Origin of the sequence: Bradyrhizobium sp. HKCCYLS3013, from assembly GCF_051167615.1 — a bacterium.
Lineage (GTDB): Bacteria > Pseudomonadota > Alphaproteobacteria > Rhizobiales > Xanthobacteraceae > Bradyrhizobium.
Genome location: NZ_JBNPTK010000001.1, coordinates 725,549 through 741,554, shown reverse-complemented (window position 1 = coordinate 741,554; position 16,006 = coordinate 725,549). Strand labels below are relative to the sequence as shown.

20 protein-coding genes are annotated in these 16,006 nt (G+C 62.5%); 1 reads left to right on the top strand and 19 read right to left on the bottom strand.

The features are described from left to right. Positions 1 to 12: 12 nt before the first annotated feature. The 16 genes from ACQR1F_RS03615 to ACQR1F_RS03540 all read right to left on the bottom strand — a co-directional run bounded on the left by ACQR1F_RS03615 (position 13) and on the right by ACQR1F_RS03540 (position 12,689). Positions 13 to 327 (bottom strand): hypothetical protein, encoded by a 315-nt coding sequence (locus ACQR1F_RS03615; RefSeq protein WP_434837769.1) that lies wholly within the window; start codon positions 325 to 327, stop codon positions 13 to 15. After that, positions 324 to 1,796, bottom strand: a complete 1,473-nt coding sequence (locus ACQR1F_RS03610; RefSeq protein ID WP_434912531.1) for a hypothetical protein — start codon at positions 1,794 to 1,796, stop codon at positions 324 to 326. Before ACQR1F_RS03610 ends, ACQR1F_RS03615 begins: the two co-directional genes overlap by 4 nt. A gap of 143 nt (positions 1,797 to 1,939) precedes the next feature. Continuing rightward, complete coding sequence (locus ACQR1F_RS03605; RefSeq protein ID WP_434880207.1) at positions 1,940 to 2,551, bottom strand: hypothetical protein; 612 nt, start codon at positions 2,549 to 2,551, stop codon at positions 1,940 to 1,942. Next, entirely contained in the window at positions 2,551 to 3,567 is a 1,017-nt protein-coding gene (locus ACQR1F_RS03600; RefSeq protein WP_434912530.1) for a hypothetical protein, read from the bottom strand. Before ACQR1F_RS03600 ends, ACQR1F_RS03605 begins: the two co-directional genes overlap by 1 nt. Before the next feature lies 1 nt (position 3,568). Continuing rightward, on the bottom strand, positions 3,569 to 4,000 hold the full coding sequence (locus ACQR1F_RS03595; RefSeq protein ID WP_316216940.1) for a hypothetical protein: 432 nt from the start codon (positions 3,998 to 4,000) through the stop codon (positions 3,569 to 3,571). A gap of 25 nt (positions 4,001 to 4,025) precedes the next feature. Next, positions 4,026 to 4,679 (bottom strand): phage adaptor protein, encoded by a 654-nt coding sequence (locus ACQR1F_RS03590; protein ID WP_434912529.1) that lies wholly within the window; start codon positions 4,677 to 4,679, stop codon positions 4,026 to 4,028. Then, on the bottom strand, positions 4,670 to 5,008 hold the full coding sequence (locus tag ACQR1F_RS03585) for a hypothetical protein (RefSeq protein ID WP_316216942.1): 339 nt from the start codon (positions 5,006 to 5,008) through the stop codon (positions 4,670 to 4,672). Before ACQR1F_RS03585 ends, ACQR1F_RS03590 begins: the two co-directional genes overlap by 10 nt. Then, positions 5,008 to 5,319, bottom strand: coding sequence for a hypothetical protein (locus tag ACQR1F_RS03580; protein WP_316216943.1), 312 nt, complete (start codon positions 5,317 to 5,319; stop codon positions 5,008 to 5,010). Before ACQR1F_RS03580 ends, ACQR1F_RS03585 begins: the two co-directional genes overlap by 1 nt. 1 nt (position 5,320) lies before the next feature. Further along, positions 5,321 to 5,683, bottom strand: a complete 363-nt coding sequence (locus ACQR1F_RS03575; RefSeq protein WP_316216944.1) for a hypothetical protein — start codon at positions 5,681 to 5,683, stop codon at positions 5,321 to 5,323. A gap of 67 nt (positions 5,684 to 5,750) precedes the next feature. After that, entirely contained in the window at positions 5,751 to 6,713 is a 963-nt protein-coding gene (locus ACQR1F_RS03570; protein WP_431336318.1) for a DUF5309 domain-containing protein, read from the bottom strand. 532 nt (positions 6,714 to 7,245) lie between these two features. After that, positions 7,246 to 8,076 (bottom strand): hypothetical protein, encoded by an 831-nt coding sequence (locus ACQR1F_RS03565; protein ID WP_434889063.1) that lies wholly within the window; start codon positions 8,074 to 8,076, stop codon positions 7,246 to 7,248. Positions 8,077 to 8,094: 18 nt separating this feature from the next. Beyond that, complete coding sequence (locus ACQR1F_RS03560; protein ID WP_434847666.1) at positions 8,095 to 8,589, bottom strand: hypothetical protein; 495 nt, start codon at positions 8,587 to 8,589, stop codon at positions 8,095 to 8,097. A 54-nt stretch (positions 8,590 to 8,643) separates the two neighbouring features. Next, a complete protein-coding gene (locus ACQR1F_RS03555; protein WP_434891914.1) occupies positions 8,644 to 9,447 on the bottom strand; it encodes a hypothetical protein in 804 nt (267 codons plus the stop codon). 404 nt (positions 9,448 to 9,851) lie between these two features. Then, entirely contained in the window at positions 9,852 to 10,151 is a 300-nt protein-coding gene (locus tag ACQR1F_RS03550; RefSeq protein WP_316216946.1) for a hypothetical protein, read from the bottom strand. Further along, positions 10,144 to 11,805 carry a portal protein gene (locus tag ACQR1F_RS03545; RefSeq protein WP_434837761.1) on the bottom strand — a complete coding sequence of 554 codons (1,662 nt, stop codon included), beginning with the start codon at positions 11,803 to 11,805 and terminating at the stop codon, positions 10,144 to 10,146. The genes ACQR1F_RS03550 and ACQR1F_RS03545 overlap by 8 nt, the downstream gene beginning before the upstream one ends. Before the next feature lie 47 nt (positions 11,806 to 11,852). Beyond that, positions 11,853 to 12,689 carry a hypothetical protein gene (locus tag ACQR1F_RS03540; RefSeq protein WP_434837760.1) on the bottom strand — a complete coding sequence of 279 codons (837 nt, stop codon included), beginning with the start codon at positions 12,687 to 12,689 and terminating at the stop codon, positions 11,853 to 11,855. A gap of 36 nt (positions 12,690 to 12,725) precedes the next feature. Between ACQR1F_RS03540 and ACQR1F_RS03535 the strand changes: the two genes are divergently transcribed. Then, positions 12,726 to 13,037: a hypothetical protein gene (locus ACQR1F_RS03535; RefSeq protein WP_316216949.1), complete on the top strand. Its 312-nt coding sequence runs from the start codon at positions 12,726 to 12,728 to the stop codon at positions 13,035 to 13,037. Between the two features lie 405 nt (positions 13,038 to 13,442). On the opposite strand, the gene ACQR1F_RS03530 is transcribed toward ACQR1F_RS03535, so the two are convergent. From ACQR1F_RS03530 to ACQR1F_RS03520, 3 genes are all read right to left on the bottom strand, one after another. Beyond that, on the bottom strand, positions 13,443 to 14,087 hold the full coding sequence (locus tag ACQR1F_RS03530) for a portal protein (RefSeq protein WP_434912528.1): 645 nt from the start codon (positions 14,085 to 14,087) through the stop codon (positions 13,443 to 13,445). 131 nt (positions 14,088 to 14,218) lie between these two features. Continuing rightward, positions 14,219 to 15,511, bottom strand: a complete 1,293-nt coding sequence (locus ACQR1F_RS03525; protein ID WP_434912527.1) for a hypothetical protein — start codon at positions 15,509 to 15,511, stop codon at positions 14,219 to 14,221. Next, on the bottom strand, positions 15,512 to 15,979 hold the full coding sequence (locus ACQR1F_RS03520; protein WP_316216952.1) for a hypothetical protein: 468 nt from the start codon (positions 15,977 to 15,979) through the stop codon (positions 15,512 to 15,514). Positions 15,980 to 16,006 lie beyond the last annotated feature (27 nt).

The following is a 16,006-nucleotide window of genomic DNA, read 5'->3' as shown; positions in this document are numbered from 1 at the left end:
ACGCAAGCGAGCTCAGCCGAGCAGCGCATAGAGAAACGTCCGCGTCGTGACTGCACTGCTGGCGTGGGTGAGCGTGAACGAGCCGTTGGCGACCGCGCTCACATAGATCGTCCCGTTGCCGAGCTCGGCCGCCGCGCTGGCGGTCGCCGGCGTCAGGATCGGGGTCGAACCGGCTGCACAGTTCTTGTCGGCGACCACTGTCGCCGTCGTGCCCGCCGCCAGGGTGACGCTGCCGACGGCGTTGGAGCGCCCGGCGGCGAGCTGCTGCAGCGCCAAGATGATCTTCTTGAGATCGGTCTCGGTGATGCCGGGGACGTAGGCCGTCATAGCGTGCCGCTCACGGTGAGGTCCGGCACCACGCCCGCACAAAAGCTCCATGACGCGTCGGCCGGAATCCTGATCTTGAAGCGGGCATAGCGTGTGTCCTTGCGCAGGTCGCAGCGCCCCGTCCGCGTGTTGACCGAGACCTCTGCCCCCGCGACAGCAGCCGCCGACGGCTTGTCGCGCGAGGAGACCGATCCGAACAGCGAAGTCGCGTCGGTGACCGGCCGGAAGCCGCGGATCATGATCCGATTGTCGTCGGTGCCCTGCTCTGCGCTCTCCATTGTCGCCTCGAGATTGTTGCCCCGGAAGAAGCCGAGCACATGATTTGCCGAAAACTGCGCGATCTCGGGCTGGACGGCCGTCGCGTAGGCGTCGAGGCTCAGGGTCATTGCGTCGATCGACGACGAGATGCTGTCGAGATTCTCGAGCGTGAGGCCGGTCTGCGACATGCCGAGCAGATATTCGCCGGTTGCCGCGATCGAAAAGAAGCGGTCGAGCAGGAAATCATAGCCCAGCAGCTTGTCATAGGTGCCGACCGCGCCGGAAATCGACCTGTAGGACCAGAACACCCGCGTCGAGCGCGGATCGGCCGCCCCGATCAGCAATTGCAGATTGCCCTTGTCGAGATCGGCAAGGAAAGTGCGGTCGACCTTCTCGCGGCCGATCGGCTGCGGCAGGCCGCCGGGCTCGATCTTGTGAAAGCCCTGACCGGCATAGAAGAAGATCCGCTCGCCGGCACGGATGATCGAATACGGCGCGTAGAGACCCTTGTCCTGGGTGATGCGATCGATCTGAAAGATGATCGGCGATCCCGGCACGTAGGACATGCGCCGGATCGCCTGGTCCTGGAAGATGATGCCCGCTTCCCCGCCGGCAACGCCGCGGACGATGCCGCCGTCGGGAAAGTCCTGATGATCGGACCCAGCCGTCAGGCCGTCCCATGACGTCGCCGAATTGAAGTTGTTGAGACCCGACCATTGGATGCGATAGGGCGTCGACAGCAGGCCGGAGAGCACCAGGAAGCGTCCGACGACGCTGATATAGGCGGCCTGCGGCGGCGCGCCCAAGGCGTTATCGAAGGCGGTCGACGATGTCAGATCGAACACCTGCAGCAGCGCATTCGCCTGGGTGGCGAACACGAGATTGCCGGTCTGTGCGAACTGCCACTGCGCTGCCGCGGACAGCTGCGCATAGCTGGTGCCGCCCTTCGAGACATCGAGCCAGGTGAAGTCCGTATTGTTGAGGCGGTAGAGCTTCGTCGATGTCGCGACGAAGGTCACGACGGTGCCGTCCGATTTCAGAGCGTAGAACGCACCGCGGCACGGCTCCGGCAGAGCCGACGTGTAGGCCGAGAAGGACGGAAAGGGGCCATAGCCATCGCCGCGAGGAACGACGTTCTGAATGTTCCGGGTGGCCTGACCTTCATAGTCGCTCACGTCGGGCCGATATTCGCCAAAGGCAAGAAGAGGCATGTCACCTCCAATCATCGATTGCCGCCGGCGAAAATCCGCCGCGGTCAAGAGGAAACAGAAAAGATCGGTAACGCAGATGGTACCTGGGCCTTCAAACGGCTGCGCGCATCAGGCTTGAACAGATGATGACCACGACGAGGACATCATTCGCCCGTCCAGGGCGGCGCCGAAGGAGACAACGCATTCCACGAGATCGACGATGCCGAAACACCGAGCCAATGGTCGGCCACAGCTGGCGCCGGCAACCAGGCCTGCTCAGGATCGGTGCTGCTGCTCCAATCGATCGTCCCCACGCCGAGAGGATACCAGGCCTCGAAGCCGCGCCCGTAGCCGACGTCGTATCCGACGAGCTGATATGAGGTCTTCTGACCAGTCATTGCGCCAAGGAAGGCCGATGATTGGCCGCTGACGGTATGAGCCCGCCCCGCGGCCTGCATCGTGCCGGCCGTCGTGATGGAATTTCCCGCCGCGACGAAATCGCCGCGTGCGGCGAAAGCACCGAACGAATACAGGACCGCGGTGCCCGCCGTCAGCCAGCCGTTCTGCGCGCCGAGAAGACCGATGCGCGCCCCCGCCGAGCCACCGGCATAGACGAGCGCCGCGGTAATCTGAGTGAGTGCAGACTGGAAGCTGGCTGCGCGGCCTGCAAGCGTGACGGCGGCCGGACTCGCAACGAAGATCGTATTCGTTGCGGAGCCGCGCGGGAGTTGCGCGATCGCCAGCCTGCCGATGGCGTCGAATCCGAGCAGTGACATCAGTAGTACTCGTCGATGATGATGATGCCGGAGCCACCAGCGCCGCCAGTTGTGCCGTTCGAACCCGGAGAACCGCCGCCGCCCGCTGCGCCGACCGAATACGCGTATGTCGCGGCCGGAGCAGCAATGTACTTCTCCACGTATCCTCCGGCGCCGCCCCCGGCAGCACCGCGCCCGCCAGAACCTCCGTCGGTGCCTCCGCCTCCTCCGCCGCCGCTGCCGCTATTTGTCGCCGCCGCACTTCCCGCGGAGCCGATCCATCCGCCTGCTCCACAGCCGCCGAATGCAGAGTTGGCGCCATTCCTGCCTTGAAGCACCGCGCCTGTTGAGCCGCCCGCACCATCGGTCGGCGTGCTGTGACTACCTCGGATATTGAGGTCACCGCCCGCCGCGCCACCACCACTCGCGTAAGCGTTGCCGTACGGGCCGCCGTTTGCTCCTCCTGAGGCGGTCAGGAACGACGAGCCGAACGTCGTGTCACCGCCGACGCCACCAAATGTCGCTCCCGTCGTGCCGCCGCCGCCCCCACCGCCCCCGCCGCCGACCATGCGGACCAGCAGCGCCTTGCATCCGGCTTTAAGAGTGTAGGTGCCAGATCCTGACGTCAGGACGGAGCGCGTCCAGTTGCCGGGACCTGCAGCCGCGGCGATATTGCTCCGCGCCTGCGCCTGCTGTGTGCTGGTGAAGGCGTTCGCCTCCTCGATCGAGATGAGATCTTCCTTCAGCGCGACGATCGCGACTTGTGGCGCAGCCGAAAAACTGATCTTCGCCGTCGTTCCGGCCGAGGTGAACAGAATCGTCGTCCGAGCCAAGGTGCCGGTCGACGAGGCGTAGGCGCCCTCGCCGATCTCCCATTGCGTCAGGTCGGCACTCTCGGCCCTGTATTTGTAGAGCCGGCCATTGACCGCGCCGGCCGCGGCCGGGCTCTGATAGCCCTGGACGGCCGCGGCATAGGTCCAGTCCGTCGTGCCGCCGGCGGTGGGCAGGAACCTGCAGATGTCGAGAAAAGCTGCCATGTCAGGTGATCGTCAGGATGCCGTTCACCTGGTCGAGGTCGACCGTGAACGTATTGCCGTTGGTAAGCGTGACCGAGGTGCCGTAGTCCCACCAGCCGATCAGTGGCTTGGTCGCCGATGTCGCGTTGTAGAGCACGGCGTATTGAAAGGGCCCGATCGAACCGCCGGCCGCGGTCCACGACGGATCGCTGCCGCCGATGAAGCGGAAGGTGCCAGAGGTCTGTCCGCCGGTGATCGCACCGATCGAGACGCCGCCTGCCGTGTAGCCGTTCCCGGTCGCCAGGTCGGCCGGCGTGTTGTAGACCGTATTGGTCGCGACCGGCGCCGTGCTGGTGAGATAGATCCTGTAGACATGCGATGTCCCGGTGAGCATGTCGTGCAGGGCGTGCGCGACATCCTGGACGAAGCAATTGAACTTGTTGAAGGCAGCCATGTGATCCTCTGTGTTGGACGGCGTCTCAGACGACCTGGCCCGAGAGCCGCATCGCCATCGGACCGGCGTTGAAGGTCGACGTCAGGCCAAGGGCATTGAGATCGGCGAGCGCGCTGGTGAAGCCGAGCCCCCAGGTCTGAATCCGTCCGTCCTCCTTGAGATACGGCGCCGACTCCAGGAGAGCGCCGTAGAGATAGAGATCGGGTGCCAGCGTGAGCAGCCAGTTCGAATCGTTCGATGCCAGCGGCGGAATGGTCCGTCGGTAGACCATCTCGATCGTGTAGGCAGCGTCAGGCCGCGGCGCGAGCTCGATCTGATCGCCGAAGACGGAGAAGTAGCGCGGCTGGCCAGTGACGTCCGAGACGCGAAAGCGATACTCGTCGAGTTGCACACCGGACCTGAACTCCAGCGCAGGCTGGCCGCGCACGCTGGTCAGTCGTATCCGCCGCATCGACTGGAAGTCGGTCGGCAGCGCGATGAACTCCGGCTCGCTCGCGCCGAGATCGACGACCGCAATGGCCCGCTGCTCCATCTGCCGCACGAACAGCTGCCGGTTGAACTTGGCCTCGGCGAGCTGGATGAAGCTCGGGATCCGCGCCACCAAGGTCGTATCCTGGTCGCGCGCCAGGTATTCGGTCACTGCGGACTGCAACGAGGAATAGTTCGAGATCAGCGGCATGACGGCTCCGCCCTCCATCCACTCTGCAGCGCAGGCTTGTCGGTGCGCAGATAGGCCCAATCCGGATCATTCAGCTTCGTCTGCACGATCGCGTCGAACTCGGGCGTGAACAGGCGAAGCCGGGTGTTGCCCCTGGCATATTCCTCGTTCAGCCATTTGACGTAGATGACGTTCGGAATGCGCGCGACGTGGCGGCCCCAGTCGCTGTGCTGCTCGTCGCGGCGCGCTTCGCTGTTCCAGTCCAGGATGGGCGCGACATCCTGGAGATGCTCGATCACGAGGCCGGAGCCGTCGCGATCGAGATGCGGGCGAATGGTCAGCCCATCCATCACGACAGCTCCGTGATCCACAGCGTGCCGGCCGTCGCCGTGACTAGGCCGTTGCTGGCCGCCTTGATGGCCGCGATGTTCTGCCCGGGCGTCACGGTGACGTATTCGACCGTGTTGGCCGGGAGAAAGACGTCGGACACGGTCGCAGTCTGGGCGCCGTCACCGATCCGGTAGCAGCAGGCCGAGCTCGCGGCCAGGCGAAGCTGGAACGTGCCCGGACCGAACTTGTTGGTGGCCCCGACGCTGCCGTCGTAGGCGATGGTCTGCGTGCCGCCGATCCGGGATGATGGCTGTTTGGGAAAGAACGACATCTCAGGCTCCCCTGACTGCAAGCGAAAAATGCATCGGCACTGATGTTCCCGACGCGCCGGAGGGCGACAGGGCGATGACATCGTCTTCGTTGAGGTAGACCGGCGACGCCGGCACCACCGAGAACAGCTGCCCCGCCGCGGAGCCTGACTGCGGGACAGCGAAGCTTGCGACCGGCGCCCCGTTCACCGTCACGGTGACAGTGCCGTCGGCCGTGGTGATGGCGCCGCCGAGGATGCCGGCGACTTTGAGCAGCCTGCCGCGGAAGGGCGCACGGACATAGGCGGCGACGGGACTGGCGCCGCAGGAAGGCGTGTAGGCCGTCAGATCGGCCGTGTTCAGGGGACGATTGCCGGGAAGCGGCATGAATGAACCTCCAAAAGAAACAGGCGGCCCGAGAGCCGCCTGCAGGTCAGGGTGATGAAAGATCGGACTATGCGGTGGTGTTGTCGAAGATGCCGCCGCTGGCCTTCTCGTTGCGCGCGACCAGCGCGTATTCGGCGAGGATCTGGCGCCGATCGGAATCGCCGGTCTTGGCCAGCGGGATCGAGATCATGTTTCGACCGTTGAGATAGGCCACGGCCCACTTGTCCATCTCGAGCACGAGCACGTCACGCGGCCGCTGGAAGCGGCTGGCGACCACCTTGAGCTTGCCGAAATCGGATTCGTAGGCATCGACCGAGGCGACGATCTTCTTCGATTTCGCCTCTTCGATCGCCGTCGAGCGGCCGGTGAAGGTCGAGAACACCTGCTTGTTGAACGCGCCGGTCAGGATCGTGCCCGGCTTGCCGCCGTTGATCCAGATCGACGACAGCACCGTCTTCAGCCGCGCCTCGGTGAAGGCGATCTGGGTGCCGTCGGTGCGGGTGCCCGAGCCGTCGGCCGTGGCCGGATCGGCCGCGCCGCCGGCGCTGCCCTTCGACGTGTTGGAGACGATCCATGACAGGATCGAAGCCGTCTTGCGCGGCGTCGTCGTGTTGCCGATCAGCTTGGCCTGGTTGGTGCCGCAAAGAATCGTCTCGAGATCGCGCTTGAGCTCGAGGCCCTTCAGCATCTCCTGGTAGGCGAGCTCGTTGTCGCGGCCGGCATGGTCGACGGCCTGCTGAGTGCCGGAGACGCGCGCGACCTTGTAGGAAATCTGGCATTGGTTGCCGAGGCGAACGGTCGGCGTGGTCACGTTGGTGTTGGGATCGTCGCCTTCGAGCTGGGCATTGGTGCCGTCGGCCGGCGCCAGCGCCTGGGTCTGCCATTCGTGGTTGACGGCGGTCGCCTTTTCCTTGTCGACGCCGCTCATGAACGGGGTATCGACCGGATCGATGCGATAGATCATGTCGCTGAGATCTTCGCGATTGCCGACCGCCTGATAGGTGACAAAAGTGGACGTGGGTGTGGTCATCGATGATCCTTGTTGATGGTTCGTGCAGCGCACGGCGTCCCCCCCGATCGCACCGCCGTTGCGGTGGTCACGAGCGCACTTTTCGCCGGTCGACGCTGCGCAGTTCCGAGAATGGTCGAAGTCGTTCAGGTCCCGCCGGCGCGATGGCGCGAGAGATCGCTCCCGGTTCGGCTCGCGCGAGACGTCGATGCCGTGGCGCCCGCCGCGAGCGGGGTCGGCAGAACCGCCTGTCGCGCACTCACCGCGTCTAACGCGGTGAAGCTCGACAGCACGGCACAGTCCTTCGAAGCCGGGAATGTCCGCGGCTCACGAAAAAGCCCGCGGCGGGGTCTCCGGCGCGGGCTTCATGTAAGTCTTTTGATGTTGCCTTTATGAAGGTGATTTGCCCGACGTGTCAATGGATCATGAGATGAACGTGAATTAAACATCGAGCCCCCGCAAAGGCACCCGATGGCACCAATGCTTGTCCGCAGGACTATCCCCGCGCATTATTTCTGCTCATGGACATTTGGTTGGTAACCACTTCAATCTCTCATGGATCATAGATGACTTTCCCGAGGCGGTGCCGCGCGGCGAGCGCATCGACATCGTCTTGACTGGCGGGGTAGGCCTCATAGATGATCTTCGTCTTGAAGAAGACGTCGTACCGTGGATTGAGCGTCCACGCGACCCTCGAATAGATTCCGAACTGATCGTAGAGGTTCTTGACCATCCGCCTCGTATAGGGACTGTCCGGCGGACCCTCGAACTGGGGCTTCACCGCTCTCTCTGCGTAGAACGCCTGCTCCGCACGAATGGCGGCTCTACTCTTTTGTTCCTGCTCGGAAGACGTATCCGGACAGGATATCCGCCGCAATCTCTTGCCGCGCCCATCTTCAGCGTCGCCAACCGATACACAATCCGTCCGCAGGTCATCTACGACGCGCCACGCAACGATGGAGCCACTCGTCACATAGGCCTGGTCCGACGAGATCAGCAGAAAGCTTGCGCACGCGGCCATACAATAATCGTAGACGACGACCGCTGCATGGCGGTCTCGTAGCAGGCGAGACAGGGTCATAGCCGTCGCAGCCTGTCCTCCGAAACTTCTGACCACGAATAGACCACCATATTGGAGATCGTGTATGGTGGAAAGATCCATGCCGTCATCGATCCAGCCGTCGAAACAAACGATACGCCGGTCAGGTCCGGAGGCAATCGGACGCTGCAGCGGCCCCCGGCAATACTCGACAGCAAGGTGCTCGAGATCCCAATTGGCCTCGCTTTGAAGCGGATCAGCCTTTCCTGGTGGGACGATGATCAGAACCATCGCCAGAACGACTAACCAGCGAGCAGTCGCAAAGGTCCATGAGCCGAATGGCATTCGGCATCCTTCCTGAATTCACCTTGAGGAGGATCGATCACCAGGATTGGCAGCCATGAGCCTGGTCAGCAGGTCGAGCAGACCCCCACTTCCGATCTGGGCGCCAGAAACCTGCGGCTGGCTCGACGTGCCGAGGCCGAACAGCACGGCCGGGCCCGCAGCGCGCGCGGCCATCGCGTCCATCTGTCCGCTCCCGCCCTTAGCCGCCAGTCCATCAGTTGGCTGCAGCTTTGCTGCCAGAGCAGGCGCCATCATCTGGAACGATCGGCTGGAGACACCTTGAGAGACCGGGGAAGGCGACTCCGGCCGGAGCGGCGCCTCGTTACGACGATAGAACCACGGCGATTTCTCGATCCATTTCGGCGCTGGCGGCGGCACATAGACGGGCCGGCGGTTTCGATAGAGATCCTCGAAACTCGGAACGGTCCAACGGTCGGCGTATCCCGGAGGATCACCAGCGAAATTCGGATCAGGGACAATCGGCACGGAATGCAATGAAGCCTTGTCTCTCATTTTCCTACCTTCAAAAGAGCCTTGATGTTGATGACAATCCGGCGAGCTTGCCGATCATGGATCATAGATCACGTCGCGCGCGCCGAACTGGTTGGCCAATGCCGTCGCCTCCTCTTGCGACTGAGGATAGGCCTCATAAGTGATATCCGCCTTGAACAGACGCTTGAGCGAGGTCGGACTCAACATCCATCCGATCTCTGGAAAACGTCCTGTCTGATCGTAGAGCCGCTTCAAGCGCTTTCGGACATATTCGCTGTCCGGCAGCGGCTCGAAATGATACCGATCGACGACCCTGTCCTGATAAAATTGTCTGAGCACCGGAGCATCGCTCGCAAAAGAGAGACGCCATTCCTTTCCGTTCGGACACTCCGCACGCCACAATTTCGGAACGCTGGAATCATGCGGCTCACGAAACGTGACCTGGCAATCCGATAAGAAGTGCTGCCATACCACGATCGTATTCTTCACGACGTAGGTTCTCGCCGACGCCACGAAGTAATACTCCGCACAATGGTAGGCGCAGACGTCGAACACCACCACGGTTGCGTTGCGGCTGCGCAGTAGATCGGAGACGCTCATCGCAGTGTCGCGCTTGCCACCATAGCCGCTCAACACGAATAGCCCGTTATCAGCGATCTGGTTCACCGTAGACACGTCGACATCGAGGCCGGTCTTCGCGCTGAAGCAGACGATCGTTCGGTCAGGACTGATCGCCGTCGGTTGCGGGACGTCACCGCGACAATATTCAACGGCGCGATGATAGGCCTCGGGATTCGGTTTCGCGTCATGGGCGGCCAGTCCGGTCGCATACAGAAGGAGAAAAATGGAGCCGGCCCACCGAAGCAATTTGCTGACCATCCGTGGCCCTCTGAACGGTCGCCGTCCTCTCTCCTGTCGTCCAGCCGCGCTCCAGCGCAGCCCACAACCTCGGTACTCGTATCGTGGCATTGTCGCTTCTCATCGTTTGCATTCTGGAGCCTGAACGGCCAAAAGGTGCGTGTTTCCGGAAACCTCCCTCCCAGCCACGTTCCTTGAAGTATGAGGTAACAGCCGTATTTGCTGAAGGAGAGGTTGTCGTTGGCACTCTCAAATTCCGGATACGGTAGCGAGAACGTTCGCCCACCAGCGCGATCGATACGCACGATTCCGCGCGTCGTGTGCCGGCAAAATTCTCCAAAAAATCGGACCGAGAACTTTCGCGAAGCTTAGAACAAACAAAGAACATGTCAATACAGCTTTTGATTGTTCTCCGTCAAACCACCCTACAGCACGCCGAACCGTTTCCTGCGCTCCGCCGTCCGCGCGAGCTCCCTCAGCTCCGCCTCCGCCAGCTTGCCGTTGGCGATGATCGCGCCGAGATGGTCGCGCACTTTGCCGACGATGTTGATGGCGAGGAACAGCTTTTCGCGGCCGGCGACGTCGTCGATCTGGGTCTGCCGCCAGGCCGCGCTGTAGCTCGCCTCCAGCACGTCGAAGGCGCCGGCGAGCAGTTCGTCGTCGAGCAGCGCCTTGGCGCGAGTCCCCCGCGCCGCCGTCTGTTGCAGGATGCTCTCGTCAGTCATCGTGCCGCTCCTTCTGCTCATCAGACGCGCGATTGGCATGAGCTGCAGTTGCAAGGCCCACGGCCGCTTCGGCAATCTTCAGCTCGTGAGCCGCACGCACTTGTTCGCGCTTCTGCGCCGCCTCGATCGACTTGAGGTGCGCATCGAGCAGCGCGATCTTGGCATCCAGCCCGGCCTTGATCTTGGCCAGCTCGATCTCCGCCTGCATCTTCACCTGCTGATGGACCATGTCGTTGTGCGCCTGCTGCTGCGCCAGCTCCGCCTTGTGCGCGGCGATCGCCTGCTCGGTCTGCAGACGCGCCTGCGCCGCGAGCAGCTTCGGATCGGGTGGCGGCTGCAGCGGCGCCGGCGGCGGATGCAGCGGCCGGCCGGTCTGCGGGTCGACCGCGGCCGGATCATTGAAGAACCGACCGGGATTCTTGTGCCCCATGATCCGCGTCAGCTCGGCCGCCGTGTTGTAGAGCTCGCGATCGCCGACCAGGTTGATCTTGCCGGCCATCGCCAGCTCCTTCTGGACGTTGGCAATCGCCATGGTCTGCGCGAACTGCTGCGCCTTGCCGCCAGAGCCGAGCCCGACCTCGATCGTCATGTCGTCGCGCGTCTTCCAGCTGCGCGGATCGATTTGGACCCAGGCATTACGCAGCCGTACGGTCTGGCGCTGCTGACCGTGCTTGCGGATCGTGCCATGCAGCAGGCCGAACATGTCTCGCACGCCCTCCGCCATGATCCGCGCGATCAGCTTGATGCGCATCTGCGAGGCGGAGAATACTTGCGCAACTGCCGTCGCCGACTGGTTCTGCAGCGCGTTGGCGTCGATGCCCTGCGCCTGCTTCGAGAGCCCCGAGCGGCTCTCAAGCTCGGCATCGATATATTGCAGCATCGGATAGATCGAGCTGGTGATGTCAGGCACCACCTGCCAGTTCAGCCCGCCCGCCGTCTTGGTGCGAACCACACCGCCTGGACGCGAGACCAGGAGATCGTCCAGCGTGTTGGGGCCGGCGTTCGCCTCGGCCACCTCGACGCGGGGATTGTTGTGCAGATAGAGATTGTCCAGCGCGCCGCGCTTCAACGCCGTCTTTTCGCGCTGCAGCGGCATCACCAGATCGGCGATCGAACGCCCGAAGAAGCGGTGCGTCATCGGCACCGGCGTGGTCGCGGCGAACGGGATCGCGTCGAACGGCGTGATGCAGTCCTGTCCATCCTTGCGCAGGATCTCGCCTTGGTCGCCACCGGTGATGATCTGGTACAGGCACGGCCTGCCGTCGCCTTCATAGTCGATCCGGACATAGTGCTCGGTGATGCGCACGAGCCTGGTGCCCGAATTCGATGCGCTCGACGATGCCCGTGAATGCTCGTCGACCGTATCGCGCGCAAGCGTTTCGACCTGCGTCGTCCCGGTGTAGTCGCCGAGCGACTTGATCTGCGCAGGGTCGAACCCTTCGGCAATCAGCTGAGCCTCCGTTTTGGTGACGATCTCGTGGAAGCAGTAGTTGCAGTCACGGATCGAGCGCGCGCCGCGCTCGATCCCGAACTCCTCGGGCGGCACGCCCATCACCCGCGCATGGGCGAATTTTCGCGTGGTGACGATGGTGACGTCGTGCGTGATCGGTTCCGGCACCGGTTGCAGCGGCGCCGGCGGCAGAGGCATGGTCATGGTCATGGACTCGTTGATGCTGGAGAATGGACAAATCGAGCCGGCGCCTAACGGCTTTCGCCCCGTGACGCTTCGGTCAGGAGGTAGTCCTGAATCATCCCGAGCAGACCGCCAACGGGAGTACCGGCCTGCCCGCTCGCGACGGTGCCGCCTCTTGAGGGAGATTCGCCTACGCCGGGAAAGCCTGCAGCAGAGGCACGAGCCGCGTCTCGGATGTAGGGAATGGCCGAAGCTCCGGCGGAAAACGCTCGATCGGCCTCGTTGCGCGAAACTGTCCCAGCTGACGGTTCGTCACGACCGCCAGGGTACCCGGACGCCCAGGGAGCGATTCTCGAACCGAAGTCGTTTCTGTTCAACGAGGAGCCGGCATAAGGCACGGGTGGTTCGGAGGCGGGCTCCGTTCTTATCCGCCCGCTCTGAAAAGTCGGCATGGATGCTGAAGGTGGCTTTTCCGACCTTACACCCAAAATGTACTTCTTGATGAATTCTGCGATCCGTGCCGGCGCGACCGTATAGTTCGCACCGAACCCCGGAATGGCGACGCCCGCCCCGATCGACGAAACTTTTGCGTTCCAAGGTTCAGGGATGCCGTATGTGTCCGGAATCGTGGCGTTGACATTCAAGGACGGCATGTTGACCGAAGCGCCGTATCCTAGAGTATCTTCGGAGGTCATGCCCCTTCTGAGATGAATGAGGTGAGCCCCTCCTCCGCCCATGCCGACGCCTCTCGTCAAGGTGACACTCGGCGCAGCTGGCGCGCCCGGATTCCAATAATATGCACCTCCCCAACCGATGAACGGCAGCTCGAGAGAGATGCCATCCGGGCGAAGGTTGCCTTTCTCGTTGACCGACACTAAATTATCCTCATCAAGCGGAATGAACATCGACTGTGATCTATAATTCTGTTTCCCCTTGCGAACATGTCCTACACGGCAATCGGCATCCTTCTGATCTGGACGATCGTCCGCCTGACGCTGTCGGCGCGATGGCTGAATGATCTTCGCATCATCCACAACCACATTGCTCCAGACGCTTCAGACATGAAGTACATGATGCCGAGTTATTACAGACGATGGTGGTTGCTGAGATTTCGTTTCTCGGCAATGGACCCGACGAAACTGACGGAGCCCGGTCGTGACCGTCTGAAGACCGCAATATGGAACGAGCGTGCGATATGGGCGTGGTCGGCCATCGGGCTTCTGTTGATCTTGGTGCTCGGCGCGCTGGGCTGAGCATCGTGTCGGAAAACTGCAGGCGGCCGCCTCTGAAGCGAACGGGAGACATCGGCTGAAGGCAGGGCTATCGACCGCGTTCGGCCCTTTCCCGCGATACCAGCCGTCAGGACCAAGTCGTCATCGGTCCTTCACTCCGCGACCGCGCGATACGCCGCCCAGCCGAAGGAGAGCAGCACAAGACGGCCAAACACCGGATTGCCGGCGGCAAAGAATCTCAGAAGAACAGGCAGGCTGCGCAGGGCAAGCCCATAGCTCTGTCGCCCTCGGCTCGGATTTCTGCTGGAGCCGTCGGCTCGAATGCGTGGGCCAAGAATGGATAGCGATATCCCATCGTCCTGAAACTGCAGAGGAAGTGCGCCGTGGATGACGATCGGCTTCCTGTCATGATCGCATCTACTCAGCTCACGCGAGCCGATGCGCGTCGGCGCCTGGCACCGAGGCTCCACCCGACACCATCAAGCCGGTCGCCGACGGCGCTCTTCCTGAAGACTGGTGTAGGCCGTCTTCTCCCCCGCGCACGCTATGCGCAACGATCCTCATCGCCCCGTCGGAGTCCATGACCGACTGCGCCAGCAGCGCGAATTGGTCCTCGCTGAGATCGTAATACGTCTCGCGGCTCTCCTCCTCGCGTTCCTCCCACCACACCTTGACGACACCGACCTTCGAGAGGAGAGCATCCTTGATGAAGGAATACAGGATCATGAAGCCGGGGTTCTGCTGCATGAAGACGTGATTGACGTAATCGGTCTCCTGCGCCGCGGCGGCCTCGTCCTCCGGACCGACGGGCTCGAACCGCACAACCTCGTCGGATCCGGCGAAGATGTCCATCAAATGCGGCATCAGTCCTTCTACCGTATCGGCGACATCGGTCGAGACCACCCGCGAGCGCCCCTCCTGCGCAGGCATGTCCTTGCGCATGTTGCCGAGATAATAGTCCATCGCATCGGCGCGCTCTTCCGCCAGCCGTGCGGCGGAGATGGCGGCCAGTGCATCCGCCTTCTCGGCGGCGAGCATCGTCTTGAGGTCGGCGTTCGACATTTTCGGCATGGTCAGAACCGTATCGTTGACATGATGTGAGCGATGAGATGGGCCGACTGGTGCCGGGCACTGGAGAGCGGCATCAACGGGAAGGCGCCAGACGCGATCGCCGCGAGGCCTGCTCGCAGACGCGCCGCAAATCAGCGCGACGGGCCCCATGGCGAGCGCCGACGCCGAGTCCCGGCCCAATCCTCCAAACCAGGCGATGCCTCTCCAAACGCCGGAATCTCGAACGGATAATCCGGCATTGCATTCCGGGTGAGCACACCGCCCGAGCCTGCCGACTCCGGCAACGGCAAGAACGGCTGGTAGGGCGAGAGCGGCGCGGTCACATTGCCGGTCGACGCCCAGCTTCCGAAACGATCGTCGAACGATGGCGCTTGATCCCCGACGGGCAATTGATTGGGAGCAGTCCCGGACGGTCCGAGGCTTGCTGTTGGCAGCATCTGATCTGCGCGGCGGGAGCGCAGGATGCGGATGGGAGACTTGACCGGATAGGGGCCGCCTCCACTCGCGGCGAGGTCGGCCGGGTTCGGCGGCTCTCCTGCCCCTCCAGGAAACAGCAGAGACGGCGGTGGGGACCCTGGCTGAAGCGGCTGAGCGCCAGCCGCCTCCGCAGTCCCGCGTCGCGCGAGCTCACGCAGGAGCGGTGATTGTGACGCCGCGGCATCGCTGGTCGCAGGGGACCATCGGCCGAAGCGGTCGTCGAACCAGGCGGGAGCATCATGAGCAGCCGACGGCGCACGCGATCCGACGGGACCGACCCGGTTGTCCGGAGTCACCGGTACGTCCCCCGCGGGACCATCGGCCAGATCAGGCGCGGACCACTCGTCTTTCTCCCAGGCCTTATCCTCGAACGCACGCTTGGCATAGTAAGGCGTCGACTTGATCTGCTTGTTCACATACGTTCGATCGTGTGACAGGCCGTTGTAGAGCGAGTAGATGTTTTCGACGCTGGGATCGTCCAGCCGCTTTGCGATCCCTGCCAGCAGCTTCGCGGTGAGCTCGATGTTGTCTCGCGGGGAGTGAACGTCAGATCCGGGAATGAGCTTCTGCCAACTGGAATCGATGTTGCCTGGCAGAATCGTGCGAGCAATCACGTCATGATCGAGTTGGAACAGCGATCTCACCGCCCGGCCTACAGCCTCGCCCGGATAACCGTATTCGCCGCCTCTCGAGACCTCCGTGTAGATCACGGCTCTTACGAGATCGGGGTTTACCCCATGGCGCCCGGCTGCCTCCTCGATCAACTTATTGTACGTCTTGACTTGCTGAGCACCCCACCGATGGTTCTGCAAAATATTATTTATGGCAGGTCGCTTATCCTTCGGAATGTCGGAGAACTTCTGGCTTTCGAATTCGAACTTGGTATCCGGCACATCATCCAGGAGCGCCCGCTTTCTATCTTCCGCAGTTCGCAAATAGGTCGTCATTCAATTCCCCTGGAAACGTCCATGCATGACTTTGATGAAGAGGCTTGAAACGAGGAGGATGGCATAGAGCGCTGCGGCCACAGTAAGGATCTGGAGTAGATGGGACACGAGGAGGCTCTCCCGCGCCTTCATAAAAAGAGCCAAGAACTGCACCCATCCGCACTCGTCGCAGCGGTAGTAGATGTCGTACCAATAGGTTTCGAGCACCAGATAGAGGTGGACAGGCGGCGCAAGTGCCGCAGGTGCGAACAGTACAAACCACCAATTCAGCCGAGCTGTCAGCTTCACGCCAAACCTTCCTGACACGGCCGCCAGGGCAAGCAGAAGGATCGCAATCAGATAGCCAGTCACGACGACCGCCAGCGCAAGCTGCGGAAGGTTCGAAACAACTGAAAACTGAAGCGGAAACCAAGCGGCGAGAATGAGCGTTACGGAGCCATACTTTAGAAGCTTGAACAGAAGCTGCATGTCGGCCTTCACGAAGTTCGGAGTCAG